The 25,494-nt window shown below is 67.3% G+C and carries 26 protein-coding genes, 1 tRNA gene and 1 pseudogene; 15 read left to right on the top strand and 13 right to left on the bottom strand.

The window, feature by feature from the left end:
• From AWC02_RS21795 to AWC02_RS02230, 6 genes and pseudogenes are all read right to left on the bottom strand, one after another.
• Window positions 1-992, bottom strand: a pseudogene (locus AWC02_RS21795) (hypothetical protein); the annotation flags it as partial.
• A gap of 665 nt (window positions 993-1,657) precedes the next feature.
• Entirely contained in the window at window positions 1,658-2,545 is an 888-nt protein-coding gene (locus AWC02_RS02250; protein ID WP_085126818.1) for an SDR family NAD(P)-dependent oxidoreductase, read from the bottom strand.
• Entirely contained in the window at window positions 2,542-2,967 is a 426-nt protein-coding gene (locus AWC02_RS02245) for a carboxymuconolactone decarboxylase family protein (protein ID WP_085126816.1), read from the bottom strand. The genes AWC02_RS02250 and AWC02_RS02245 overlap by 4 nt, the downstream gene beginning before the upstream one ends.
• Before the next feature lie 10 nt (window positions 2,968-2,977).
• Entirely contained in the window at window positions 2,978-3,838 is an 861-nt protein-coding gene (locus AWC02_RS02240) for an NAD(P)-dependent oxidoreductase (RefSeq protein WP_085126814.1), read from the bottom strand.
• A 78-nt stretch (window positions 3,839-3,916) separates the two neighbouring features.
• Window positions 3,917-4,669 (bottom strand): SDR family oxidoreductase, encoded by a 753-nt coding sequence (locus AWC02_RS02235; protein WP_085126812.1) that lies wholly within the window; start codon window positions 4,667-4,669, stop codon window positions 3,917-3,919.
• Between the two features lie 31 nt (window positions 4,670-4,700).
• On the bottom strand, window positions 4,701-6,170 hold the full coding sequence (locus tag AWC02_RS02230) for an aldehyde dehydrogenase (protein WP_085126810.1): 1,470 nt from the start codon (window positions 6,168-6,170) through the stop codon (window positions 4,701-4,703).
• Window positions 6,171-6,353: 183 nt separating this feature from the next.
• Here AWC02_RS02230 and AWC02_RS02225 point away from each other — a divergent pair, with 183 nt between their 5' ends.
• The 10 genes from AWC02_RS02225 (at window position 6,354) to AWC02_RS02180 (ending at window position 15,640) form a co-directional block, all read left to right on the top strand.
• Window positions 6,354-6,989 carry a TetR/AcrR family transcriptional regulator gene (locus tag AWC02_RS02225; protein ID WP_085126836.1) on the top strand — a complete coding sequence of 212 codons (636 nt, stop codon included), beginning with the start codon at window positions 6,354-6,356 and terminating at the stop codon, window positions 6,987-6,989.
• Complete coding sequence (locus AWC02_RS02220) at window positions 6,989-8,215, top strand: cytochrome P450 (protein WP_085126808.1); 1,227 nt, start codon at window positions 6,989-6,991, stop codon at window positions 8,213-8,215. The genes AWC02_RS02225 and AWC02_RS02220 overlap by 1 nt, the downstream gene beginning before the upstream one ends.
• Window positions 8,216-9,043 carry an SDR family oxidoreductase gene (locus AWC02_RS02215; RefSeq protein WP_085126806.1) on the top strand — a complete coding sequence of 276 codons (828 nt, stop codon included), beginning with the start codon at window positions 8,216-8,218 and terminating at the stop codon, window positions 9,041-9,043.
• The gene (locus AWC02_RS02210; RefSeq protein ID WP_085126804.1) at window positions 9,040-10,395 is read left to right on the top strand and encodes a cytochrome P450; all 1,356 of its coding nucleotides are present in this window, start codon (window positions 9,040-9,042) and stop codon (window positions 10,393-10,395) included. The genes AWC02_RS02215 and AWC02_RS02210 overlap by 4 nt, the downstream gene beginning before the upstream one ends.
• Before the next feature lie 19 nt (window positions 10,396-10,414).
• Entirely contained in the window at window positions 10,415-10,621 is a 207-nt protein-coding gene (locus AWC02_RS02205) for a ferredoxin (RefSeq protein ID WP_085126802.1), read from the top strand.
• Between the two features lie 2 nt (window positions 10,622-10,623).
• Window positions 10,624-11,178 carry a nuclear transport factor 2-like protein gene (locus AWC02_RS02200; RefSeq protein WP_085126800.1) on the top strand — a complete coding sequence of 185 codons (555 nt, stop codon included), beginning with the start codon at window positions 10,624-10,626 and terminating at the stop codon, window positions 11,176-11,178.
• Between the two features lie 27 nt (window positions 11,179-11,205).
• On the top strand, window positions 11,206-12,288 hold the full coding sequence (locus tag AWC02_RS02195) for an NAD(P)H-dependent amine dehydrogenase family protein (protein ID WP_085126798.1): 1,083 nt from the start codon (window positions 11,206-11,208) through the stop codon (window positions 12,286-12,288).
• A 42-nt stretch (window positions 12,289-12,330) separates the two neighbouring features.
• A complete protein-coding gene (locus tag AWC02_RS02190; RefSeq protein ID WP_085126796.1) occupies window positions 12,331-13,071 on the top strand; it encodes a glucose 1-dehydrogenase in 741 nt (246 codons plus the stop codon).
• Between the two features lie 60 nt (window positions 13,072-13,131).
• The gene (locus tag AWC02_RS02185; protein ID WP_085126834.1) at window positions 13,132-14,373 is read left to right on the top strand and encodes a cytochrome P450; all 1,242 of its coding nucleotides are present in this window, start codon (window positions 13,132-13,134) and stop codon (window positions 14,371-14,373) included.
• Window positions 14,374-14,512: 139 nt separating this feature from the next.
• Window positions 14,513-15,640 carry an NDMA-dependent alcohol dehydrogenase gene (locus AWC02_RS02180; protein ID WP_085126795.1) on the top strand — a complete coding sequence of 376 codons (1,128 nt, stop codon included), beginning with the start codon at window positions 14,513-14,515 and terminating at the stop codon, window positions 15,638-15,640.
• Window positions 15,641-15,714: 74 nt separating this feature from the next.
• On the opposite strand, the gene AWC02_RS02175 is transcribed toward AWC02_RS02180, so the two are convergent.
• Window positions 15,715-16,245 carry a YceI family protein gene (locus AWC02_RS02175; protein ID WP_085126832.1) on the bottom strand — a complete coding sequence of 177 codons (531 nt, stop codon included), beginning with the start codon at window positions 16,243-16,245 and terminating at the stop codon, window positions 15,715-15,717.
• Between the two features lie 111 nt (window positions 16,246-16,356).
• On the opposite strand from AWC02_RS02175, the gene AWC02_RS02170 reads away from it, so the two are divergent.
• The gene (locus AWC02_RS02170; protein WP_085126793.1) at window positions 16,357-16,761 is read left to right on the top strand and encodes an HIT family protein; all 405 of its coding nucleotides are present in this window, start codon (window positions 16,357-16,359) and stop codon (window positions 16,759-16,761) included.
• 3 nt (window positions 16,762-16,764) lie between these two features.
• Here AWC02_RS02170 and AWC02_RS02165 read toward each other — a convergent pair whose 3' ends face one another.
• Together AWC02_RS02165 and AWC02_RS02160 are read right to left on the bottom strand one after the other, a co-directional pair.
• Entirely contained in the window at window positions 16,765-18,228 is a 1,464-nt protein-coding gene (locus tag AWC02_RS02165) for a sensor histidine kinase (protein WP_085126791.1), read from the bottom strand.
• A gap of 41 nt (window positions 18,229-18,269) precedes the next feature.
• Window positions 18,270-18,989: a response regulator transcription factor gene (locus AWC02_RS02160; protein WP_046316674.1), complete on the bottom strand. Its 720-nt coding sequence runs from the start codon at window positions 18,987-18,989 to the stop codon at window positions 18,270-18,272.
• Between the two features lie 107 nt (window positions 18,990-19,096).
• On the opposite strand from AWC02_RS02160, the gene AWC02_RS02155 reads away from it, so the two are divergent.
• Window positions 19,097-19,870, top strand: a complete 774-nt coding sequence (locus AWC02_RS02155; RefSeq protein WP_085126789.1) for a hypothetical protein — start codon at window positions 19,097-19,099, stop codon at window positions 19,868-19,870.
• 73 nt (window positions 19,871-19,943) lie between these two features.
• Window positions 19,944-20,018 (top strand) — tRNA-Thr (locus AWC02_RS02150).
• Window positions 20,019-20,078: 60 nt separating this feature from the next.
• Here the strand turns inward: AWC02_RS02150 and AWC02_RS02145 are convergent.
• The 4 genes from AWC02_RS02145 to AWC02_RS02130 all read right to left on the bottom strand — a co-directional run bounded on the left by AWC02_RS02145 (window position 20,079) and on the right by AWC02_RS02130 (window position 23,718).
• A complete protein-coding gene (locus tag AWC02_RS02145; protein ID WP_085126787.1) occupies window positions 20,079-20,942 on the bottom strand; it encodes an alpha/beta fold hydrolase in 864 nt (287 codons plus the stop codon).
• Between the two features lie 87 nt (window positions 20,943-21,029).
• Window positions 21,030-21,896: an SDR family oxidoreductase gene (locus tag AWC02_RS02140; protein ID WP_085126785.1), complete on the bottom strand. Its 867-nt coding sequence runs from the start codon at window positions 21,894-21,896 to the stop codon at window positions 21,030-21,032.
• Window positions 21,897-21,898: 2 nt separating this feature from the next.
• The gene (locus tag AWC02_RS02135) at window positions 21,899-22,720 is read right to left on the bottom strand and encodes an SDR family oxidoreductase (RefSeq protein ID WP_085126783.1); all 822 of its coding nucleotides are present in this window, start codon (window positions 22,718-22,720) and stop codon (window positions 21,899-21,901) included.
• Between the two features lie 65 nt (window positions 22,721-22,785).
• Complete coding sequence (locus AWC02_RS02130; protein ID WP_085126781.1) at window positions 22,786-23,718, bottom strand: enoyl-CoA hydratase; 933 nt, start codon at window positions 23,716-23,718, stop codon at window positions 22,786-22,788.
• A gap of 99 nt (window positions 23,719-23,817) precedes the next feature.
• On the opposite strand from AWC02_RS02130, the gene AWC02_RS21070 reads away from it, so the two are divergent.
• Together AWC02_RS21070 and AWC02_RS02125 are read left to right on the top strand one after the other, a co-directional pair.
• The gene (locus AWC02_RS21070) at window positions 23,818-23,991 is read left to right on the top strand and encodes a hypothetical protein (RefSeq protein WP_109560827.1); all 174 of its coding nucleotides are present in this window, start codon (window positions 23,818-23,820) and stop codon (window positions 23,989-23,991) included.
• The gene (locus AWC02_RS02125; RefSeq protein WP_237160289.1) at window positions 23,991-25,484 is read left to right on the top strand and encodes an alpha,alpha-trehalose-phosphate synthase (UDP-forming); all 1,494 of its coding nucleotides are present in this window, start codon (window positions 23,991-23,993) and stop codon (window positions 25,482-25,484) included. Before AWC02_RS21070 ends, AWC02_RS02125 begins: the two co-directional genes overlap by 1 nt.
• Window positions 25,485-25,494 lie beyond the last annotated feature (10 nt).

The following is a 25,494-nucleotide window of genomic DNA, read 5'->3' as shown; positions in this document are numbered from 1 at the left end:
CCCCCAAAGTCATCGACACTGACCGCCCCGGCACCCCCGGCACCGCCGGCACCCCCGGCGCCGCCGGCCCCACCAGCACCGCCCACGCCGCCGATGCCCAGCACAAACCCGGCTGCCCCGCCGGCACCACCATTGCCGCCGAGCCCACCGATCAGACCATCACCACCGGCCGCGCCCTCCAGCGCTGCCAGCACCCCGTCAACACCGGCGGCACCTGCCGCCCCCGCAGCACCGGCACCGCCGGCACCTCCGGCACCACCAAACCCGAACAGGCTCACCACATCGCCGCCGGCACCCCCGTTACCGCCGGCCACCGCCGCATCCAGCGACGCCCCACCGGCGCCGCCGGCGCCCCCGTCACCAAACAGCCAACCCCCTAAACCACCGGCACCCCCGTCACCACCGTCAGCTCCGACACCACCGACCCCGCCATTGCCGAACATGCCCGCATCCCCACCGGCACCGCCGGCACCACCGTTGAGCCCGGCCACCCCCGCAACACCGGCGCCCCCATCGCCGAACAAGAACCCGCCGTCACCGAGATCGCCGAACCACCCCGACCCGCCCAACAACGACTCGTTAGCCCCGGCGAAGCCATCTAGGCCGTTACCGATCAGCTCCCGCCCGAACAGGTCAACGAACGGCTGGTTGATCAACTCCAAAAACGGCTGGTTACCAGCGATGAAGTCCTGCGACAAGTTGTAGAGGGGCAGATACAACTGCTCGTGGTAGAACGACGCCACCGCCAGGTCGAACTGCTCGAACACCCCATAGAAGAACTCCGCGGCGTCCGCCGAGCCCGCATCACCGAACCCCGCCCACAAACCCGTGTCCACCGACGCCTCAGCCGGCCCCGGCCCCTCAAACCACCCCGCCCACACCACCGGATCCAGCAGATCCTCGAAATCCGCCCCCGCCGTCGGCGCCGGCGACAACCCCACCGCTAAAAACGCGGCAACCGCACTACCGGCCCCCACCACAGCACGACCCACCGAACGCCCACCCGACGAACGAACAACTTTGCTGTTGCACTGACGAGCCACGTCTGCCCTGCTCCTGGATTGGCGTGTCCTCAACGAGGGTGCGGCGCTTCCGCGAAGACGGAAGCTACCTAAGCGCCGTTATGGCCGCCAATCGAAACTGGAGAGAAGTTTTCCGATGTGGACTAAATGAGAATGAAGATCGCCTAAACCGCCAGGTCGGGTTCACTTGGGTGATGATGTCCATCACAGAAGACAGATGAAGTGAAATTACTCATAGGGTTACTAACCGAATGGTGGTTTTTCGCTAAGAGCTGGCGCAATCTCGCGTCGATAATTCTTGCCCAGGACCACGGTAGTCCCCAAACGAGCCCAGCAACAGGCATTTGACTGGGTACTTTTCTCCACTTATTTAGCATCTGATCCGCAGCGGTCCAGCGAAGATGTAAGCCGAGAGCCGCCACCCCGACTTTTATCGTCTTTCCCTCGCGCCCATTACCACGAAGAGCAGACCCCACACCCGACTCTCAGCGCGATGCTCGCCGCGCCGCCCGGCTGGGGGTGGACGCGCGCTCGGTTCGGCGCCCTCGTCGCATGGCTGGCCCGCATCTGCCTGTAACCAGAGGACAGACGTAGGAAAAAACGGCACCGATGCCGTGGACCACCGTCCGGACCGGTCAGCCCTTCGCCACCATCGCGTGCAAATCGTCGAAGGACCACGGCGCACAGCTCTGGTGGTCGCGGTACCCCAGAACCCTGGGAACCGGCCGCTCGAAACGGCCCACGAAACCACCCGATGCCAGAAAGACCGACCCGGTCACGCCGGCCGCCCGGTCGCTGGCCAGGTAGGCATACAACGGCGCGACATAGTCGGCGGGAGCCGGATCCAGCGACGCCCGCATGCTGATCTCGTCGAGCAGCCCGCGGGCGTGCAGATCGCGGATGTGCTGCTCGTAGTCCTCACCGGTGGACAATCGCGTCTTGGCACCGGGGCACACGACGTTCGCCCGCACCCCGTACTGCGCGAGCTCGGCGGCCACGGCCACGGTCAGCCCGTTGATCGCACCCTTGCCGGCCGGATATCCCGTACCGCCGTAATCACCCAGGAACGCCACCGAACCGCTGTTGACGATCGAGCCGCTGCGCTGCTCAGCCATGATCGGCGCGGCGGCCCGGCAGGTCTGAAAGACGGTGCCCAGATGGGCGTCGAGCAGATCCTGAAATTGCGCGGTGGACACCGACAGGATCGATGAGCCGGCTGGTTCGGCGACGCCGGCACAGTTGATCAGCACGTCCACGCTGCGGTATTCCTCGCGGCAGGCCTGCACCAGCGCCACGGCGGTCGCCTCGACATGGGCGGCGCCAGAGACACCGACCGCGCGCCCACCCGAACCGGTGATCGCGCCCACCGTCTCGGCTACCGCGTCCGGGTCCCGGCCGTTCACCACCACTCCGGCACCGCACGCCGCCAGCAGGCGCGCCACCGCTTGGCCGATGCCGCGGCTGCCGCCGACGACGACGGCTCCCCGGCCGGCGAGCAGGTCCGGCGTGGCCGGCTGCGTCACTTGCCCTGCTGCTTGTCCAGCACAGCCGCGACGTTGGCCTTCTTGTCTTCGCCCTTGCCTTCGGCGGCAGCCTTGTTGCGCTTGGCGATCACCTTCTCGACCACGGCGTTGAGCACCGAACCCCGCGGGAAACCCACGTAGTGGGTGATGAAGATCGCCATCTCCCGCAGCTCGTCCTCAGTGAGCTCGCCGTTGTGCAGGGCCGCGTTGACCTGGATCTCCGCCAGATCCTTGTCGCCGACCGAGGTGACCACGGTCAGCGTCATCAACCGCTTGTCGCGCATGGAAAGCCCCGGGCGGCTCCAGATTCGGCCGAACAGGTGATCGGCGGTGAGCGCGAAGTACTCGCCCGGCATGTCGGGCATGTCCCAGGCGTAGACCTCGTTCATCTTGGCCAGCCCGGTACGGCGCAGTTCGTCCATCAGATCTCTCCTAATCCTCGGCGTGCGGCACGCCCAGGCCGGCCGCGAGTTCGGTCAATGCCACCTGGGCGAGCGGGAGGTCGACCCCGTTGGCCTGCCCCAGTCCCAGTGCGAGGCGCAGGTCCTTCTCCCCGAGCTCGCGGGTGTGGGTGAAGGCGTCGCGCAGGAAATGGTCCTGGGCCAGTGGGGCGGTGGAATCCAGCAGCATGATGGCGCCGGGACCACTGGTGAGGGCATCGGTGTGCCGCACCACCCGGCCCAAGGCCTGCAGATCGAGCCCCGCCGCCTCGGCCAACTTCATGGCTTCACCGGCCGCCGCGTAGGCGGTGAACGTCAACATGTTGCGCGCCAGCTTCATCCGGGTTCCGGCACCGGGCTGCCCGGCGTGGATCACCAATGACGCCCACTGCTTGAACGCCGGCTTGATCTGTTCGTAGACCGCCCGCTCGGCACCGACCATGGTGGCCAGTTGGCCCTTCTCGGCCGCCCCGGCACCGCCGCTGACCGGTGCGTCGATGACGTGAATGCCCTGCGGCGCCAGCTCTTCGGCCAACTCGGCGGCCGTGGTGTCGGCGATCGTCGAGTGAATCGCGATGACGGTCCCCGGCTTGGCCGTGGTCACCAGTTCGGCGACCACCTCGCGGACCTGGGCATCGTCGAGCACCGTGATGCTGATGATGTCGGCGTTCGCGCCCAGCTCGGCGATACTTCCGGCGACGCCGGCCCCGGCCTGCTCCAGTGGCGCCATCGCCTCAGCGCGCAGGTCGAATACCGTGAGACCGCCGGGCCATTCGACCAGCCGCTTGGCCATCGGCGCACCCATGTTCCCCAGCCCGATATAACCCAGGCGGGGTGTTTCCGTTGCCGTCATTGGTTCGGGCTCCTTCTCATCGCTTCGTCACCTGCGCCGGTGCGGCCGGGGGTGTGCCCCGGCGTCCGTCTTCGGCGATCAGGATCGGATGATCTGTCCGCCGTCGACGTTGAAGATCTGTCCGGTGATCCACGACGCCTGATCCGACAGCAGGAATAGACACATCGGCACCAGATCTTCCGGCGTGCCCATGCGGGCCAGCGGAAGCTGCTGCACCATCTGCTTGACGATGGCCTGCGGGGTGGTGACCCGGTTGGCCTCGGTGTCGATCGGGCCCGGCGCGATCGCGTTGATCCGGATGTTGCGCCAGCCCAGTTCGCGAGACAGCTGCTGGGTCAGACCGTTGACGCCTACCTTGGCCAGGCCGTAGAAGTTGGAGTAAACCCATGCCGCCGTGGAGGACTGGTTGACGATGGCGCCACCGCCCCGCTGGGTCATGTGCTCGTAGACGGCCCGGGTGCAGATCAGCGCACCGTCCAGATTGACCCGCATGAACTTCTCGTAGTAGTCCCAGGGAACGGTCAACAGGCCATCAAGCTTCATGCCCCCGAAGATCGCCGCGTTGTTGACCAGGTAGTCGATCCCGCCGAACTCCGCCACGGCGGCAGCGGCCATCGCCTGGGCCGACTCCACGTCGGAGACATCGACCGGCACTGCGATCGCCTTGCCGCCGTCGGCGACGATCTGGTCGGCCACGGTCTTCGCGCCGTCGATGTTGATGTCGGCGACCACCACCGCGGCACCGCCGGCGGCCAGGGCCTGGGCGTAGGCCTGCCCGATCCCGCCACCGGAGCCGGTGACGATTGCCACCTTGTCGTCGAATTGGCCCATCTGTTGTTCTCCCTCGATCCGGTGTTTGTCGCTAGTTCGCTGCTGTGGCAATGGCTTTGATTTCCAGGTACTCCTCGAACCCGGCCACGCCCATCTCCCGGCCGTTGCCGGACTGCTTGTATCCGCCGAACGGCACATCCGCGGAGTACCAGACGCCGCCGTTGACGTTGACGGTGCCGGCTCGCAACCGTGCCGCCACCCCGGCCGCCCGTTCGGGGTCGGTGCCGTAGACGGTGCCGGACAATCCATAGGGCGAGTCGTTGGCGATGCGGACCGCGTCGTCGTCGCCGTCATGCGGGATCACGGTGAGTACGGGCCCGAAGATCTCCTCGCGGGCCACCCGCGCCTCATTGGTCAGCCCCGCGATCACCGTGGGCTCGATGAAGAAGCCGGCGGGCTGGTCGGCCGGACGTCCGCCACCGCAGGCGAACTCACCGCCCTCGGCGATGGCCAGGTCCAGGTAACTCTGCACCCGGTCGCGCTGGCGCGCCGAGATCAGCGGGCCGCAGACGGTCCCGGGCTTGGACGGGTCGCCGGGTTTGATCGAGCCCATCGTGCGGGCAGCGATGGCGACCGCCTCGTCGTAGCGGGCCCGCGGCACCACCAAGCGGGTGGTGATGGCACAGCCCTGCCCGGCGTGCAGACAGACCGAGAATGCGGCCACCGAGCAGGCCGCAGCCAGGTCGGCGTCGTCGAGCACCAGGAAGGCGGACTTGCCGCCCAACTCCAGGAACACCTTCTTGATGGTGGCAGCGGCATCGGCCATCACGCTGCGCCCGGTGGCCGTGGAGCCGGTGAAGGAAACCATGTCCACCCGTGGGTCTTTGGCCAACATGGCACCCAGCGCGTGGTCGGTCGAGGTGACGATGTTGACCACGCCCGGGGGGATGTCGGTGTTCGCGGCGATCAGCTCTCCCAGTACCGCGGCCACCCACGGGGTGTCGGGTGCGGGCTTGAGGACGACGGTGTTGCCGGCGGCCAGCGCGGGGCCCAACTTGGCCAGGTTGATCTGGTGCGGGAAGTTCCACGGGGTGATGGCGCCCACCACGCCGACCGCCTCGCGTACCACCGTGCGCCGCGTCGGGATGCCCAGCGGGGAGGCCTGTCCGAGATCTTGTGTCCACGCGTAGCTCTCGGCGGTGTCGGCGGCGAAACCGAGGTCGGTGATCGGCCCTTCCAACTGCGCGCCGGCCGTCAGCATCCGCGGTGCCCCCACGTCGGCGATGGTCAGCTCCCGCAGCTCCTCGACATGCTCACGCATCGCGTCGCGCAGCTGGCGAACACACCGCACCCGCAGTTCGGTGTTGGTCGACCAGTCGGTCTCGTCGAAGGCCCGGCGCGCCGCACCGATGGCGCGGTCCATGTCGGCGGCGTCGGCATTGGCCGCCTCGCCGAGCACCTCTTCGGTGGCCGGGTTGACGGTGGCGAAGCCGCCGGCTCCGCCCGAGGTCAGCTTGCCGTCGATGAGCAGCCGGCTCCCGCCGTCAGCCAGTAACGCCATCAGTCACTCCCACAGCTTGGTCGCAGTCGTCGGGTGAAGAACACCTGCGAAATTAGACACATGTCCGTTATCGCCCGGTCGAACCCTAGACCGACACTTGGCGAGCCCGCAACCCTGTCGGCGTGAAACCGTTGATTCCCAGGGGACTTGCTGAACGATTCGACCTTCAGCTACGTTGGACAGGTGTCCAGCGAATCGGTGGCGGCAGTCACAGCGTCCAGCGCTGCCCCGGCCGCACCGGAGACCGCAACCAGCTCGGCTGCGCCCCGAAACCGGCGGCAGGAAGAGACCTTCCGCAAGGTGCTGAGCGCCGGGGTGGAGATGCTGCGGGAGAAGTCCTACGCCGACCTGACCGTGCGCGCGGTCGCTGCGCGCGCCAAGGTGGCGCCGGCGACCGCCTACACCTATTTCTCGTCGAAGAATCATCTGATCGCCGAGGTCTATCTGGACCTGGTTCGCCAGGTCCCCTACTTCACCGACGTCAACGAGCCGATGCCGAGCCGGGTCAACCAGGCGCTGCGCCACCTGGCCCTGGTGGTCGCCGATGAGCCCGAGGTCGCGGCGGCCTGCACGGCGGCGCTGCTCAGCGGCAACAGCGACCCCGCCGTGCGGGCGGTGCGTGATCGCATCGGCGCAGAGATCCACCGCCGCATCACCTCGGCATTCGGCCCCGGCGCAGACCCGCAGAAGGTCTCCGCCCTGGAGATGACCTTCTTCGGGGCCCTGGTCAACGCCGGCAGCGGCGCCTTCACCTACCACCAGATCACCGATCGGCTGGCCTACGTCGTCAACCTGATCCTCGAACCAGGAGCACCGTGATGAGCCCGCAGGCTGTGACATCCAATCCGCCGGTCCTCAACCCGTATGACTACGACTTTCACGAGGACCCGTTCCCCTACTACCGGCGGCTGCGCGACGAGGCACCGGTGTATCGCAATGAGGAACTGGACTTCTGGGCGATTTCGCGCCACCAGGATGTGCTGCACGGGTTCCGCAACAGCGAAGCCCTGTCCAACCGGGACGGGGTCTCTCTGGACCCGGTCTCCCGCGGCCCGCATGCCCAGCTGGTGATGTCGTTTCTGGCCATGGACGATCCGCAGCACCTGCGGCTGCGGACTTTGGTGTCCAAGGGCTTCACCCCGCGCCGGATCCGCGAGCTGGAACCGCAGGTGATCCGGCTGGCGCGCCAGCATCTGGACAATGCGATCCAGCCCGGAGCGGACGGCACCTGCGAGTTCGACTTCATCAATGACTTCGCCGGCAAGCTGCCGATGGACGTCATCTCCGAGCTGATGGGTGTGCCCGAGGCCGACCGGGCGCGGATCCGGGAACTCGCCGACGGGGTCCTGCACCGCGAGGACGGGGTGACCGACGTTCCGCAGTCGGCGATCCAGGCGTCGGTGGATCTGATGACCTACTACAACGAGATGATCGCCGAGTTCAAGAAGCGCCCCGCGGACAATCTCACCTCAGCGCTGCTGGAGACCGAGGTCGACGGCGACCGGCTCGGCGAGCAGGAGATCTTGGCGTTCCTGTTCCTGATGGTGATCGCCGGCAACGAAACCACCACCAAACTGCTGGGCAGCTCGGTCTACTGGGGCCACCGCAACCGCGACCAGCTTGCGTCGGTGTTCGCCGACCGCTCGCGGATTCCGCTGTGGGTCGAGGAGACACTGCGTTACGACACCCCCAGCCAGATCCTGGCGCGGACCGTCGCGCAGGACTACACCCTGCACGGAACCACCATTCCCGCCGACTCGGTGGTGCTGCTGCTGCCCGGTTCCGGAAACCGCGACGAGCGCGTCTTCGAAGACCCCGACAGTTTCCGGATCGGCCGTGACATCGGCTCCAAGCTGCTCAGTTTCGGCAGCGGGGCCCATTTCTGCCTCGGCGCACACCTGGCCCGGATGGAAGCCCGGGTGGCGCTCGACGAACTGTTCAACCGGATCAGCGACTACCAGGTCGACGAGGCCAACGCCGTGCGGGTGCACTCCTCCAACGTGCGCGGCTTCGCCGACCTGCCGATCACCGTCAAGGAGGCATAAGTGCCACGTTTCGACCCGTCCCCGGCCCGGCGGCCCGCCATCATCACGGGCGCGTCCTCGGGTATCGGCGCTGCCACCGCGGAAGAGTTGGCGCGCCGCGGATTTCCGGTAGCGCTCGGCGCCCGCCGCACCGACCGCCTCGCCGACCTGGTGGGCAAGATCCGCGACAACGGCGGCGAGGCAGTGGCATTCAGTCTGGACGTGACCGACGCCGACTCGGTCAAATCCTTCGTGGCGCAAAGCATCGACGCACTCGGTGACATCGAGTTGCTGGTCTCCGGCGCAGGCGACATGTACCCCGGCCGCATTCACGAGCTGCCCACCGAGGCGTTCAACGACCAGATCCAGGTACACCTGGTCGGCGCCAACCGGTTGGCCACCGCGGTACTGCCCGACATGGTCGCCCGCCGGCGCGGCGACGTCATCTTCGTCGGTTCGGACGTCGCACTGAACCAGCGCCCGCACATGGGCGCCTATGGCGCCGCCAAAGCCGCGCTGGTCGCGATGGTGAAGAACCTGCGGATGGAATTGGAGGGCACCGGGGTGCGGGCTTCCATCGTCCACCCGGGGCCGACGCTGACCGAGATGGGCTGGAAGTTGTCGGCCGAGCAGGTCGGACCGATGCTGGAGGACTGGGCCAAATGGGGCCAGGCTCGGCACAGCTACTTCCTTCGCCCAGAGGATCTGGCCCGCGCCATCGCGTTCGTCGCCGAGACGCCGCGCGGCGCACACATCGTCGACATGGAGGTGCAGCCCGAGGCGCCCCTGCTCGACACCGCATCCGATCGCCACCACCTGCAACTGGGTGAGGAAGGAATGCCGTCATGACCGTCACTACGGAGGTTCCCCGGGTATCGGGGGGCCAGGCCGAGCACGGCCACCTCGAAGAGTTCCGCACCGACCCGATCGCGCTGATGCAGCGCGTCCGCGACGAGTGCGGCGACGTCGGCTGGTTCGACCTGGCCGGACGCAAAGTGGTCCTGCTGACCGGCGCCGAAGCCAACGAGTTCTTCTTCCGCTCCACCGACGACGACCTCGACCAGGCTGCGGCCTACCCCTTCATGACGCCGATTTTCGGCAACGGCGTGGTGTTCGACGCACCGCCGGAGCGGCGCGCAGAGATGTTGCACAACACCGCACTTCGCGGTGAGCACATGAAGCGGCACGCCAGCACCATCGAATACGAAGTGCGCCAGATGATCGCCGACTGGGGCGACGAGGGCGAGATCGACCTGCTGGAGTTCTTCGCCGAGCTGACCATCTACACCTCGACGGCCTGCCTCATCGGCCGCAAGTTCCGGGAGGAGCTCGACAGCCGGTTCGCCAAGCTGTACTACGAACTGGAGAACGGCACCGACCCGCTGTGCTACGTCGATCCCTACCTGCCGATCGAGAGTTTCCGCCGCCGCGACGAAGCACGGGTGCAGCTGGTGGAACTCGTGCAGGGCATCATGGACGGCCGCCGCGCCAACCCGGAGACCGACAAGAAGCGCCGAGACATGATCGACGTGATGGTGTCGATTCCCGATGAGAACGGCAATCCGCGGTTCAGCGCCGACGAGATCACCGGAATCATCATCTCGATGATGTTCGCCGGGCATCACACCAGCTCGGGCACCAGCGCCTGGACGCTGATCGAGATGCTGCGCCACCCCGAAGCCCACGCCGCTGTGATCAAAGAGCTCGATGAGCTCTACGCCGACGGCGGCGAGGTGAGTTTCCATGCACTGCGCCAGATCCCGAATCTGGAGAACGTGCTCAAAGAGACGCTGCGGCTGCACCCGCCGCTGATCATCCTGATGCGGGTGGCCAAGGGCGAATTCGAGGTCTGCGGCTACCCGATTCACGAGGGCGACATGGTTGCGGCTTCGCCGGCCGTCTCCAACCGGATTGCCGAGAACTTCCCCGAACCCAATGCCTTCATTCCGGAACGCTACAACGAGCCCCGCGAGGAAGACGTCGTCCATCGCTGGACCTGGATCCCGTTCGGAGCCGGTCGGCACCGCTGCGTGGGTGCGGCTTTCGCCACCATGCAGATCAAGGCGATCTTCTCGGTTCTTTTGCGCGAGTACGACTTCGAGATGTCGCAGCCGCCGGAGAGCTACCGCAACGACCATTCCAAGATGGTGGTTCAACTGGCCCGCCCCGCCAAGGTGCGGTACCGCCGGCGCAGCAAGTAGAGACCGAAGGAGCACGGCAATGGGTAGCTACACGGTGAAAGTGGACCTGGACTTGTGCCAGGGGCACGCCATGTGCGAACTGGAGGCACCCGACTACTTCCAGGTGCCCAGGCACGGCAAGGTCGAAATCCTGAACTCCGAGCCACCCGACTCCGACCGTGGTCAGATCAGGGAGGCCGTGCGGGCCTGCCCCACCCGAGCGTTGTCCATTGAAGAAAAGGAATAGAGATGCCGACTTCCCACCCCCACCCCCGCGAGGTTCTCGAGGACTGGGTCGAGCGCTGGTTGCAGGCCAACCGGGAAGCCGAGGCGGCCGGTGACTGGCGGCCGCTGGCCGACTTCTACGCCGATGACGCCACCTACGGCTGGAACATCGGCCCCAAAGAGGACGTCATGTGCGTCGGCATCGACGAGATCCGCGACGTCGCCCTGGGCCTGGAGATGGAGGGGCTGGACAACTGGCAGTACCCGTACCAAAAGGTCCTCATCGACGACAAGCAGGGCGAGATCGTCGGCTTCTGGAAGCAGGTCGCGACAGACGCCGACGGAACCCAATCGGAGATCTACGGGATCGGCGGCAGTTGGTTTCGGCTCAACGCCGACGCCAAGATCGAATGGCAGCGTGACTTCTTCGACTTCGGTCACGTCCAGAAGCTCTACCTGGATCTGATGAAGGCGGGCAAGCTCTCCGCCGGAATGCAGAAACGTATCGAGCGCAGCCTGGCCGGCGAGAAGCTGCCCGGCTACTACCCGCTGGGCAAATCGCCGGTTCCGCTCTGGTAGAGCACGACTGAAATCCCAGGAGGTCTCGTGGCCCTACGCGTCGCTCTGATCGGCACCGGCAATGCCGGGAGCATCGCCCTGCGCGGGCTGATCACCAACCCCGCCTACGAGCTCACCGGGGTGTGGGTCTCCACGGCGGCCAAGGTGGGCCGCGATGCCGGCGAGCTCGCCGGTCTCGACGTCCGGACCGGCATCACCGCCACCGATGACTTCGATGCGATCATCGGAGCCAAGCCCGAGGCCGCCGTCTACTGCGCCATGGGCGACACCCGGCTGCCCGGCGCGATCAGGGACGTCTGCCGGCTGCTGGCCGCGGGGATCAACGTGATCGGGACGGCTCCGGGGGTGCTGCAGTACCCCTGGGGCGTCATCCCGGACAAGTTCATCGCACCCATCGAAGAAGCGGCCCGGCAAAGCAATTCCAGCGTCTACGTCAACGGTGTGGATCCCGGCTTCGTGACCGACCTGGTGCCGCTGGCTTTCACCAGCACCTGTGCGCACATCGAACAGGTCCGCTGCCTGGAGATCGCCGATTACGCAACCTACGACGGCGCCGAGGTCATGTTCGACGTGATGGGCTTCGGCAATTCGCTCGACGAGGTGCCGATGCTGCTGCAGCCCGGCATCTTGAGCGTTGCGTGGGGCGCGACGATCCGCGAGCTCGCCGCCGGCCTGGGGGTGACACTGGAGGCCATCACCGACTCCTGCGAGCGCGAACCGGCCCCCGAGGCGTTCGACATCGCCGCCGGGCACATCCCGCAAGGCGGCGTTGCCGCACTCAAGTTCGAGATCAACGGCATCGTCGACGGCAAACCGCTGATCGTTGTCGAGCACGTCACCCGGCTGCGCAGCGATCTGCGGCCTGACTGGGCGCAGCCCGCACAACCCGGCGGCTCCTACCGGGTGGAGATCACCGGGGAACCGTCCTACACCGTCGACATCTGCCCCACCAGCCGGCACGGCGATCACAACTACGCGGCGATCGCCGCCGGTGTGGGCCGGGTCGTCAACGCGATCCCCGCCGTCGTGGCAGCACCGGCCGGCATCGTCACCACCCTCGACCTGCCGTTGGTCAGCGGACCCGCCGTCATAGTGGCAACCGGCGACTGAGGCACCGAAGACAACCAGCACTGACCGAAAGGCGGACGGCCCATGGGGCGGGTAGACGGCAAGGTAGCACTGATCAGCGGGGGTGCCCGCGGCATGGGCGCGGCGCACGCGCGGATGCTGGTCGATGAAGGCGCCAAGGTGGTCATCGGCGACGTGCTCGACCAGGATGGCGAGGCACTGGCGGCGGAACTGGGCGACGCCGCGTTGTACGTCCATCTCGATGTCCGGGACCCCGAGCAGTGGGCTGCCGCAGTGACGGCGGCCGTCGAACGGTTCGGGAAGCTGAACGTGTTGGTCAACAACGCCGGAACCGTCGCCCTGGGACCGCTGCGCAAGTTCGACCTGGACCAATGGCACAACGTCATCGACGTGAACCTCAACGGCACGTTCTTGGGCATGCGCGCCGCCATCGACTCGATGATCGCCGCCGGCGGCGGGTCCATCATCAATGTGTCCTCGATCGAGGGCCTGCGAGGAGCGCCGATGGTGCACCCCTATGTGGCCTCGAAATGGGCCGTGCGGGGCCTGACGAAATCCGCCGCGCTGGAGTTGGCGCGCCACAACATCCGGGTCAATTCGCTGCACCCCGGTTTCATCCGCACCCCGATGACCGAACACCTGCCCGAGGACATGGTGACCATCCCACTGGGCCGGCCCGGTGAATCCGAGGAAGTCGCCACGTTCGTGGTGTTCCTGGCCAGTGACGAGTCTTCCTATGCCACCGGTTCGGAGTTCGTCATGGACGGCGGCCTGGTCACCGACGTTCCGCACAAGACCGGCTGAGCCCGGCATCGGGATGACCGAGCGATATCCGAGCTCCAGCGACAATCAGAGGTGGCCGTCTTGACATCAACACAATCAGCCTGTCCGTTCGGGGCCGGATTCGACTTCACCGACCCGGACGTCCTGCTCCGCGGAATGCCGATCACCGAGTTCGCCCAGCTGCGCAAGACCGCACCGGTCTGGTGGAACGAGCAACCCGCCCACAGCAACATCTTCGATGACGGCGGCTACTGGGTCATCAGCAAACACCAGCACATCAAAGAGATCTCGCGCGACAACGACGTGTGGTCGACCAACGCCAAGGGCGCGGTCATGCGACTTCCCGACGGCATCACCGCCGACCAGTTGGACTTGACCAAGGCGTTGTTGATCAACCACGACCCGCCCGAGCACACGCGGCTGCGCAAGCTGGTCTCGCGCCTGTTCACACCGCGCTCGGTGGCTGCCCTGGAGGAGAAGCTGGCCGATTCCGCCCGGGAGATCGTCGCGTCTGCCGCCGCCAAGGACACCGGCAACTTCGTCGACGACATCGCGATGAAACTGCCGCTGCTGGCCATCGCCGATCTCATCGGGGTTCCCGAAGCCGATCGGGAGAAACTGTTTCACTGGACCAACTCGATCATGAACACCGACGACCCGGACTTCGACTCCGATCCGGCGATGGCCAACGCCGAGCTGATGGGCTACGCCTACACCATGGCCGAGCAGCGGCGGCGCTGTCCGGCCGACGACATCGTCACCCGGCTGGTCCAGGCCGACCTCGACGGCGAATCCCTGGGCGAGACCGAGTTCGCGTTCTTCGTCATCCTGCTGGCGGTGGCCGGTAACGAGACCACCCGTAACGCCATCACGCACGGTATCGACGCGTTCGCCGAGCACCCCGACCAATGGGAGCTCTACAAGCGGCAACGGCCCGAGACCGCTGTCGACGAGATCGTGCGCTGGGCGACCCCGGTGCACTGCTTCCAGCGCACGGCCAGGGTCGACACCGAGGTCGGCGGCGTGGCCATCGGCCAGGGCCAGCGGGTCGGACTGTTCTACAGCTCGGCCAACTACGACGAGGACGTCTTCGACCAGCCGTTTCGCTTCGACGTCCTGCGCGACCCCAACCCCCACCTGGCGTTCGGCGGGCAGGGCACCCACTACTGCATCGGCGCCAACCTGGCCCGGATGGAGATCCGGCTGATCTTCGACGAGATCGCCAACCAGCTCCCGGACATCACCAAGGTGGCCGAGCCGCAGCGACTGCGCTCCGGCTGGATCAACGGTGTCAAGGATCTGCAGGTCGCCTACCACGGCTGATCCGCCGGTCGCGCGACCCTTTGCCGGTCAAGGCATGGGGTGAACGCGGGGACCTTAGCGCCGCCCGGCAGCGGGCTATAGGCTCCGAGCAAGTGAACTGCCGGACGTCCCGGAAATTCAAGAGGAAAGCAGGTTTGCGGTGAAGACAAAGGGTGCGTTGCTCTGGGAGTTCAACAAGCCGTGGTCGGTCGAGGAGATCGAGATCGGTGAGCCCCAGAAAGACGAGGTCAAGATTCAGATGGAGGCGGCCGGCATGTGCCACTCCGACCACCACCTGATGACCGGCAGCATCCCGATGGCCGGCTTCCCGGTTCTCGGTGGGCACGAGGGCGCCGGCATCGTCACCGAGGTCGGACCGGGGGTGGAAGACATCGCGCCCGGCGACCACGTGGTGCTGTCCTTCATCCCGTCCTGTGGCAGCTGTCCGACCTGTCAGTCTGGAATGCGCAACCTGTGCGACCTGGGCGCCGGCCTGCTCAACGGCGTGGCGGTCAGCGACGGCACCTTCCGTGTCACCGCGCGCGGCCAGGGCGTCTACCCGATGACGCTGCTGGGCACCTTCTCGCCGTGGATGGTGGTGCACAAGTCTTCGGTGGTCAAGATCGACCCGTCCATTCCGTTCGAGGTTGCGTGCCTGGTCGGCTGCGGCGTCACCACCGGCTACGGGTCGGCTGTCCGCAGCGCCGACATCCGTCCGGGTGAGGACGTGGCGGTCGTCGGTGTCGGCGGGGTGGGCATGTCGGCACTGCAGGGTGCGGTCAACGCCGGGGCCCGCAACATCTTCGTCATCGACCCGGTGGACTGGAAGCGGGACCAGGCCCTGAAGTTCGGCGCCACCCACGTCTACCCGGACATCTTCGCCGCGATGGGCGGGATCATGGAGGTCACCGCCGGCCTGATGGCCCAGAAGGTGATCGTGACCGTCGGCGAGGTGCACGGCGCCGACATCGACAACTACATGATCCTGACCGCCAAGGGCGGCACCTGTGTGCTCACCGCGATGGGCTCCATGCTGGACAACCAGGTCACGCTGAACCTGGCGATGCTGACGCTGCTGCAGAAGAACCTGCAGGGCACCATCTTCGGCGGCGGCAACCCGCAGTACGACATCCCGCAGCTGTTGTCGATGTACAAGGTCGGCAAGCTGAACCTGGACGACATGGTGACCCGCCAGTACAAGCTGGAGCAGATCAACGAGGGCTACCAGGACATGCTGGACGGCAAGAACATTCGGGGCATCATCCGCTACACCGACGCCGACCGCTAAATCACCCATTTGACTCTGCGCGTACCAGGCAACCTACTCGCACTTTTGCCTGGTACGCGCAGAGTCAACGGAGACTAGGTCTTCCGGAACACCAGACTGGCCTTGAGCTTGGTCCGGTTACCGACCATGCCCAGGAAGTTGCCTTCGACGGCGAACTGTTTACGGGTGACAGTCGCCTCGGAGTTCAGGCGCACGCCGCCGTCATCGAGCGGGGACACCTCGACGTTCAGCGGCAGTTGTCCGGTGATGCCCTTGACGGTCAGCTCGGCGTCCAGCCGGACGGTATCGCCACCGGTGGACTCGCCCCCGGTGACCACGACGGTGATGTCGGGGTAGCGGTCGGTGTCGAAGAAGTTCGATCGGCGCAGATCGTGGTCGCGGGTGCCCAGTCCGGTGTTGATCGAGGCGGCTTTGACCTCGACCCTGCCGGTCACGGTCTTGTCGTCCCTGATCTCGCCCCTGCCGCTGAATTCGGTGAAGGCTCCGCGAACCTTCAGCGCTCCCCACATGGTCCCGTTCTCGAATCGGATGCTCGACTGGCCCGGATCCAGCTCCCAGGTGCCGACTGCCTCCGAGCTGCTCAGAAAGGTTGCGACAGATGACATCTCATCTCCTCGGCCTGTGGCTTTGAAAGCCCGCACCATGAGCATCGGCTCGTCTTCGATAATACGCAGCAGCGGCCGTTTCATCAGGCTCTCGGCGCATATGCTGAACCCATGACCACCGTCTTCACCAAGATCATCAACCGGGAGCTGCCCGGGCGTTTCGTCTACGAGGACGACGACGTCGTCGCGTTCTTGACCATCGAGCCGATGACGCAGGGCCACACGCTGGTGGTGCCCCGCGCTGAGATCGACCAGTGGCAGGACGTCGACGGCGCCGCCTTCGCCCAGGTGATGGCGGTGGCGCAGCGGATCGGCAAGGCGGTGTGCCGCGCGTTCGACACCGAACGCGCCGGCATGATCATCGCCGGCCTGGAGGTCCCCCACCTGCACGTGCACGTGTTCCCCACCCGCAGCCTGGCCGACTTCGGCTTCGCCGGCGTGGATCGCAGCCCGTCGGCGGAATCGCTGGACGAGGCGCAGGCCAAGATCAAGGCCGCACTGGCCGAACTCGGCTGAGGCTCAAACGATCTCGGCTGGAAGCTCGACGGCCGGAGCGGGCGCACTGGCAAGACGCGGCAGCGCGACCCGGAACGTGCACCCCTGGCCCGGCGGCGAGCTGACCGTCACGGTGCCGTTGTGTGCCCGGGTCAGCGAGTCGACGATCGAGAGCCCCAAGCCGGTGCCGCCGCTGGCCCGTGCCCGCGACGAGTCGGTTCGGAAGAATCGTTCGAAGACCCGTTCCAACTCCTGCTCGCTCATGCCCGGCCCATGGTCGACGACCTCAAGGATGGCGTCGTCGCCCTCGGTGCCGACGCGCACCGTGATCGGGGTCCCGTCCGGGGTGTGCTGCAGCGCATTGGTGACCAGGTTGCTCAACACCTGCCGCAGCCGCGCTTCGTCACCGAGCACCTCCGGGGTCCCCGGACCGTCGAACACCTCCAGCTCGACACAGCGGTCCGGTGCGGTGGCCCGGGCGTCGTGCACCGCGTCGGTGGCCAGCACCAGCAGGTCCACCCAGTGTCGCTCCAGCGGGCGCTGAGCATCGGTTCGGGCCAGGAGCAGCAGATCCTCGACGAGCAGTCCCATGCGGCGGGCCTCGCTCTCGATACGTGACATCAGCAGCTCCACATCGCGGGCAGCGCCCTGCCGGTAGAGCTCGGCGAAGCCGCGAATCGTGGTCAGCGGGGTGCGCAGTTCGTGGCTGGCATCAGTGATGAACCGGCGCATCCGTTCCTCGGAGATTCGCGCATTTTCCGCCGACGCCGCCGACGAGGCCACCGCCTCCTGAATCTGTGCCAGCATGCCGTTGAGCGCCAAGGTGAGCCGCCCGACCTCGGTGCGCGGATCCCGTTCCGGGACACGACTGTCCAGTTGGCCGGCGGCAATGGCCGCGGCGGTCCGTTCGACCTCGCCCAGCGGCCTCAGGCTGCGGTTGACCACGACGTATCCGACGGCCCCCAGCACCACGAGCACCCCGACGCCGATCGTCACCCGCCACCACGCGACGTAGCGCAGCGTGGCCCGCGGATCGGAGAGGTCCCTGGCCACGGTGATCAGCCTGCCGTTCTCGCCGTGCACCGACAGGGCCCGCCACTGCACGCCCGAGCCGTCCACGGAGCCGATGGTGACCGGCACCGATCCCACGTCGTTGTCCGGCGGCAGCAGCGGCTCGGCGTTCTGGTCGTTGACCACGGTCCAGACGTTGCCGTCGGGATCGACGTCGCGCACGTAGAAGCTCGTCGGCGGCCGGCCGGCATGGGGATCCCCGCCCTCCCGCGAGGGCACCCGGGTGCGTTGTTCGAGCGCCCAGCCCTGGGCGGCGTCGATGAGTGTGGCGTCGATTCTGCTGATCAGACGGTGCCGCAAGATCGTGGTCACGGCGTAGCCCTGTGCCAGCAACCCGATAGCCACCATGGCCAAGGTGGCCGCGACCAGACTCACCTTGAGCGGCAAGATGTCCCGCAGGGGTTTGACCGTCCCCATGACTTACGACTGCATTCTGGTGTTCGCCGGCCTGACGCCGCTCATCGCGGCTCGCGAAGCACATAGCCGACCCCGCGCAGGGTGTGCAGCAGGCGCTTGTCCCCGGTGTCGATCTTGCGCCGCAAGTAGGACACGTAGGACTCCACGACGTTGACATCGCCTCCGAAGTCGTAGCGCCACACATGGTCCAGGATCTTCGGCTTGCTCAGCACGGTGCCGGCGTTGATCACGAAGTACCGCAACAAGGTGAACTCGGTGGGCGACAACGACACCGGCTCGCCCGACTTCCACACTTCGTGGGTGTCCTCGTCGAGTTCGATGTCGGCGAATTTCAGCCGGGAGTTCCGCGGCTCCTGGGCGCCCTTGCCCGCCCGGCGCAGGATGACGCGCAACCGGGCGACCACCTCCTCCAGGCTGAACGGCTTGGTCACGTAGTCGTCGCCGCCGAGGGTGAGCCCGGTGATCTTGTCCTGCAAAGCGTCGCGGGCGGTCAAGAACAACGCCGGGGCGTCGATGCCGTCGGCGCGCAGCCGGCGCAGCACCCCGAAGCCGTCCATGCCCGGCATCATCACGTCGAGGATCACCGCGTCCGGCCGGATCTCCCGGGCGCGGTCCAGCGCCGCAGGACCGCTGGAGGCGGTGTAGACCTCGAACCCCTGGAATTTCAGGCTGACCGACAACAGTTCGACGATGTTGGTCTCGTCATCGACTACCAGAACGCGGGCCTCCGGTGCGGCGTCTTGCGCAGCTATTGCTCCCATACCGACAATTCCCTCGCGGACCGATGAAAATGACCTGGATATTGGCTGTACGTTTGTTGTCAATCAAACTAGCCGATGGCCGTCCCGAACGCCCCTAGACTGGCCTCGTGAGCCTGGTCAAGCAGCTGGTCGCCGTGTACACCGCTCCGGCGCGCATCGGCCTGTCGATCGCCGACGCCGGCCTCGGCGTTGCCAACACAGCGCTCGGACTGGCACGCCAGGCGCTCGGCGAAGCCGGAAAGCCGGGGTCGAGCAACTCCATGGCGCAGATGCTGGGCCTGGAGGACACCATCAGCCGGGCCAACCGGCTCGCCAAGTTGATGGACGACGACGCCCCGCTGGGGCGGGCGCTGGCGCCGGGAGGTCCCGCGGACCGGCTGCTGGCACCGGGTGGCCTGGTTGACCAGCTGACCGGGCCCGGTGGGGTCATCGACCGGCTCACCACCGAAGGCGGCGGCCTGCAGCGCGCTCTGCAGCCCGGGGGCCTGGTCGATCAGTTGACCGACGAGGACGGGCTGATCGAACGGCTGCTGGCCGAGGACGGCCTGGCCGACCGGCTGCTGGCCGAGGACGGCCTGGCCGACCGGCTGCTGGCCGAAGGTGGCCTGATCGACAAGCTGACCGCCCGGAACGGGCCGCTGGAGCAGCTCGCCGGTCTCGCGGACACCCTGAGCCGGCTGGCCCCCGGTATGGAGGCCCTGGAACCGGCGATCGAGACCCTGCAGGAGGCGGTGATCGCACTGACGCTGGTGGTGAATCCGCTGAGCAATATCGCCGAACGTATTCCGCTGCTGCCTCGCCGATCCAGCCGCCGCGCGTCGAGCCGGACGGTGCGCTCCCAACGGGTGATCGACCAAGACCCGACCGAACCGGCGAGTTGAGCGCGGGGCCGCCACTGCGCGGTCCCGGCTCCGTTGCACTGGCGACGGCCGCTTAAGCTGACAGCACCAACCTGCCTCCTTAGCTCAGTGGTAGAGCACTCGCCTTGTAAGCGAGCGGTCGTCAGTTCAATCCTGACAGGGGGCTCCAAGAGATTCCTGGTAGCGCGACCGCAGGCGCACTTGGCAACCAGCCTCCCACTCCGGGCGGCTAGTGGTCGCGGGTCAGGTACTCCAGCACCACGCGGGTGAAAGCGTCCTTGGCCTCGATCATGGTCCAATGCCCGCAGTTGGGGAACACGTGCACCTCGGCGTCGGGAATGGTCCGCATCGGGATCAGCGCCATGTCCAGCGGGCTGACCCGGTCGTCGCGGCCCCAGGTCACCAGGGTCGGCGTCTTGAGCCGGTGCATCATCGCCCACGGCAGCGGCCCCTTGGATGCCTGCATCATCTTCACCATGTTGGTGAAGGCTTCCTTGCCGTACATCCGCCGGGCGCTGGCCAGGGTGTCGGGGTCGGTGGCCAGGGCCCACCGCTCCTCGATCAGCTCTTCGGTGATCACCGACGGGTCGTAGACCATCGAGTGCAGCCACCGCACCAGCGCTTCCCGGCTGGGGTTGTCGACGAAGTCCTGCAGCAGCCGGATGCCCTCGGCCGGCCCCGGGCTGAGCAGGTTGGTGCCGATCCCGCCGATGGTCACCAGTCGGTTCACCTTGTCGGGGTTGCCGATGGCGTAGCCGATCCCGACGCCACCTCCCATCGAGTTGCCGATGATGCTGAACCGGTCCAGACCCAGCGCCTCGGCGAATACCGGCACCGCGCCGAACGCCGACACCATGGGGTGCCCGCCGAAGTCGTCGCTGACCCCGAATCCGGGGAACTCCAGCACCAGGCAGCGGAAGTGCTCGGCGAACGCGGGCAGCACGCCCCGGTAATTGCGCCATCCGGTCACCCCCGGGCCGGAACCGTGCAGCATCAGCAGCGTCGGCCCGTCACCGGCCTCGTGGTAACGCAGCACCCCCTGCTCGGTGGTGACCTCGCGCAGGGTCTCGTCGTGGCTCAGCTCTGCCGGCATGTGTCTCCTCAGGGTCCCCGAAACTCTTAGACACGCTAACGCCGAACTGCTCCGGCGACAGTGCCGGGGTCGGATCTCGCCGGCGAGCTAGCCGCGATCGGTCCCCGGCGACGTCGAGCGGAACCTGGCGAACCGCATCAGATAGCGCGGCATACCCGTGACACCGACGCAGCGCGGCCAGTCGTCGGCGCGGAAGTAGGCGTCCGAGCCGCCGTCGACAAAGATCACGCTGCCGCAGAGGAAGTCCGCGGCATCGGAGAGCATGAACAGCATCCAGTCCGCCAACTGGGCGGGGTCGCCGTAGCCGCCGACCGGCACCGGAAAACTGCGGACCGCCTTCTCCTGACCCGGGGTCGCAAGCTGTTTTTCCAGCAGTGGCGTCATGATCGCCCCCGGAGCCAGAGCGTTGAGCCGGATCCCGGCGCCCGCCCAGGCCGGCTGGACCGCCTGCTGGCGCACCCATCGCGAGACGGCGATCTTGGAGGCCGCATAGGCCAACGACGGCGCACCGGGCCCCAACAGACGCAGCCGGCGCACCGCCTTGGGCGCTTTACCGGCCAGCAGTGCCCGCACCGCCGACTGCGGCACCACCGGCACGGTGGTGGTCGAGTTGCTGGCGATCACCACTACTTTGGCTCCGCCGGCCGCGGCCAGCGCCGGCCGCCACGCCTGCAGCAGGTCGACCACGCCGAAGTAGTTGACCTGCAGGATCAGGGGCACCGCCCCGGGTGTGGGTCCGACGCCGGCCGCCAGTACCGCCCCGTCGAGTTGTCCCCCGCAGCGCTCCAGAACCTGCTGGGCTGCCGCCGCCCGCCCATCCGGGCCGGAGAGGTCGGCGACTACGTCGGCGTCGCGCAGGTCGACTCCGATCACCGTGTGGCCTTGGGCCCGCAGTTTCTCCGCCGCCTGTCGTCCCATTCCGGATGCCGACCCGGTGACCGCATAGGTGCCCACGGCTAGTCCCCCACCACTCCGCGCAGCCCGTCGGCGCCGAACGCCGGCTCCAGCATCGCCGTGAAGTCCGGCCCGCGGCGCAGCATCTGCCCACCGTCGACGTTGATGATCTGGCCGGTGATGTAGCCGGCCGCGTCGCTGAGCAGGAACAGTGCCAGGTTGGCGACATCCTCGACCTCGCCCGGCCGCGGCAGCGGCGTACAGATGCGGTAGTCCTCGCTAAGCTCGGGCGAGTCCAGGATCGGGGCGACCAGCTCGGTGCGAGTCAGGCCCGGGCGGATGCTGTTGACCCGCACCCAGGAGGGGCCCAGTTCGTCGGCGGCCAGCTGCATGAGGTGGTCCAGCGCCGACTTGGTCGGCCCGTAGGCGCCGAACCAGCGGTGGGTATTGCTGGCCGCGATCGAGGAGATCCCGACGAACGAGCCGCCCCCGCCGCGCACCAGGGCCCGCCCGGCGTGCTTGAGCACATACATCGAGCCGTTGACGTTGAGGTCGACGGTGCGCCGCCAGGCCTGGGAGTCGATCTGGGTGATCGGCCCGATGGTCTCCGAGCCGCCGGCGCAGTGCACCACCCCGTGCAGCCTGCCGTGCGGAGCGGCGGCGGCCTCGACGGCGGCGATCACGCTGTCTTCATCGGTGATGTCGGCCGCCAGGTGGCGCACCTGGTCGCCGAGCTCGGCGGCGACGGCCGCCAGGCGTTCGCCGTTGCGACCCACGATCAGCACGTCGGCGCCGGCGGCGGCCAGTGCGGCGGCCACGGCCTTACCGATGCCGCTGCCGCCACCGGTGACCAGGTAACTGCGGTCTTCAAAGCTGAGCTGCACGCCGGCCCCTCACGTCGTCATTGTCGAACAGGTCTGGTGCTGCCATCCACGCGAGCACCGGCCGGTCAGGGCTGGTCGCGGCGCGCCAGGCCGGTGGCCTTGGCGGTGCGCCAGTCCGGCACCTCGGGGGGCAGCGCAATCGGAGCGTTGTTGTCGTTATGCGCCGTCCAGTGCGCGTGGCCCAGCTGGTGGATGTGGAAGCCGTGCCGCAGGGCCTCGCTGAATCCCATCGCGTCGGCGGCGGCGTTCACCGAGTCCTTGATGAGCAACGCGGCCATCGTCGGCAGGTCGGCGATGCGGCGGGCGAACTCCAGGGTGCGGTCGGCCAGCTCCTCGGTGGGAAACACCTTGGAGACCATGCCCAGCCGGTAGGCCTCGTCGGCGTCCAGCGAGTCGCCGGTCAGCAGCAGTTCCTTGGCCTTGCGCGGCCCGAACTCCCAGGGGTGGGCGTAGTACTCCACCCCGGGCATTCCCAGCCGCACCCCGACCACGTCGGAGAATCGGGCGTTGTCGGCCGCGACGATCAGGTCGCAGGCCCAGATCAGCATCAGCCCGGCGGAGATGGTGTTGCCCTGTACCGACGCGATGGTGATCTTGCGCAGGTCGCGCCAGCGGGAGGTGTTGGCGAAGTAGTAATGCCACTCTTGCAGGTAGGTCTTCTCGACCCTCGCCTCCCGGGTGCCGCCGTTGCCGGTGAAACTCCGGTGCTGGTTCGGCCCGGGCAGGCGTTCGGTCACCGCCGCCTCCGAGCCCAGGTCGTGCCCGGCCGAGAAGTTCTTGCCGCGCGCCCCCAGGATCACCACCCGCACGTTGTCGTCGGTTTCGGCCCGGCAGAACGCTTCGTCGAGCTCCACCAGCAGGGTCCGGTTCTGTGCGTTGTGGGTCTCCGGGCGATTCAGCCAGATCCGGGCGATGCGCCCGTCGTCGACGGTCTCATATTCGACGTTGCCGCCCGCAGCGTTGCCGGTCTGGTTCGATGCGGTCTGCGATGTGACCATTGCCTCCACCCTCGTCGTCGTCGCATCACAGGCTACGGCGGCGACCACCAGCTGCCCGAGCCAGGTGTGACACAGCGCGCACTTCGCTAGAGTCGAGTCATGCCTGCTAAATCCGAACCCGCCGACATCGTGGACGTGGAACCGCTGGCCGACAGCACCGCGAGCCAGGCCCGGCGCGTGGTTGCCGCCTACGCGGAGGACGCCGACGAATGCCGGGTGTTTCTCGCCATGCTGGGGATCGGGCCTGCGGGACCCGAGAAAAACGGGGCGTAATGCCCGAGTCGGGGGGCCCCGGCGCGTCTCGGCCGCACCAACCCAACGGTGCGGGCCAGCTGCCGCCGGTTGAACCGGGAGACTCCGATTTCGTCGTCGTGGCCAACCGGTTGCCCATCGACATCGAGGTGCAGCCCGACGGCACGACAGCGTGGAAGCGCAGCCCGGGCGGGCTGGTCACCGCGCTGGAGCCGCTGCTGCGTAAGCGGCGCGGGGCCTGGGTGGGCTGGCCGGGCAGTCTGGATGCCCCTGCCGAACCCATCGACGTCGAAGATCTGCGCCTGCACCCGGTTCCGCTGAGTCCCACCGATATCGCCGAATATTACGAGGGCTTCTCCAACGCCACGCTGTGGCCGCTGTATCACGACGTGATCGTCAAGCCCATCTACCACCGGGAGTGGTGGAACCGCTACGTCGACGTCAATCGCCGCTTCGCCGAGGCCGCTTCGCGGGCCGCCGCGCCGGGCGCCACGGTGTGGGTCCAGGACTACCAGCTGCAACTGGTCCCCAAGATGTTGCGGACCCTGCGCCCCGACGTGACCATCGGCTTCTTCCTGCACATCCCGTTTCCGCCGGTAGAGCTGTTCATGCAACTGCCGTGGCGCACCGAGATCGTCGAAGGGCTGCTCGGCGCCGACCTGGTCGGCTTCCACCTGGCCGGCGGGGCACAGAACTTCCTGTTCCTGGCGCGCAAGCTCGTCGGTGCGCCCACCTCACGCGGGTCGGTGGGGGTGCGCAGCCGGTTCGGCGAAGTGCGACTTCCCGACCGCACGGTGCGAGTCGGCGCCTTCCCCATCTCGATCGATTCCGGCGAACTCGACCGCAAAGCCCGGGAGCGCGGAATCCGGCGTCGCGCCAAGGAGATTCGCGCCGAACTCGGCCATCCCCGCAAGATCCTGCTCGGCGTCGACCGGCTCGACTACACCAAGGGCATCGACGTGCGGCTCAGGGCGTTCAACGAACTGCTGGCCGAAGGACGCGCCAAGCGCGACGACACCGTGCTGGTGCAATTGGCGACGCCGAGCCGGGAGCGGGTGGAGAGTTACCAGATCCTGCGCGACGACATCGAACGCCAGGTGGGCCACATCAACGGCGAGTACAGCGAGGTCGGCCACCCGGTGGTGCACTATCTGCATCGCCCGGTCCCCCGCGACGAACTGATCGCGTTCTTTGTGGCCAGCGACGTCATGCTGGTCACTCCCCTGCGCGACGGGATGAATCTGGTCGCCAAGGAGTACGTGGCATGCCGCAGCGACCTGGGCGGCGCCCTGGTGCTGAGCGAGTTCACCGGAGCCGCGGCAGAGCTGGGCCAGGCCTACCTGGTCAACCCGCACGACATCGAGTGCGTCAAAGACGTCATCGAGGCAGCGATCAACCAGACCGAGGACGAGGGCCGCCGGCGGATGCGGGCGCTGCGCCGCCAGGTCCTGGCGCACGACGTGGACCGCTGGGCCCGGTCGTTCCTCGACGCGCTCGCCAACGCGGCGACCTGACGGGGGATCC

The organism is Mycolicibacter engbaekii (assembly GCF_002101585.1).
In the GTDB taxonomy this organism is placed as follows: Bacteria; Actinomycetota; Actinomycetes; order Mycobacteriales; family Mycobacteriaceae; genus Mycobacterium; species Mycobacterium engbaekii.
The sequence above is the reverse complement of the archived record's forward strand: the minus strand, read 5'-3'. Positions and strand labels throughout refer to the sequence as shown.